Here is a 343-nt window from a genome sequence, read left to right on the forward strand (position 1 = left end):
AGCCGGTTTATGGCTATCGCTATACCATCGATATTGCCAGTCGCAACAGCGACCTGAGTTTCGAGCAGATGGTCGATAGCACCGCACTGCTTGAAGTGCTGCGCGATCATGAGGTCGTGCAAAAAGTTCACGGCATTATCCGCAACTTTAGCCGGGGTGATACCGGTCACCATCATACCTTTTATTCACTTACCTTGGTGCCGTCACTGGAAAGACTGTCGCTGCGCCATAACAGCCGGATCTTCCAGCAACTGGACGTGCCGGAAATTCTCTCGGTGCTGTTTCAGGAAATGAATATCAATGATTACGCATTTTCGGTGCGGCGTGAGTGCGCCAAACGGTG

The 343-nt window shown here is 51.6% G+C and carries 1 protein-coding gene; it reads left to right on the top strand.

Going from position 1 to position 343, the window contains the following annotated elements:
• Nucleotides 1-343 (top strand): contractile injection system protein, VgrG/Pvc8 family (locus tag AC55NX_RS20945; protein ID WP_496997487.1); only part of this gene is annotated, 343 nt, incomplete at both ends.

The organism is Vibrio rubrogenes, assembly GCF_059641415.1.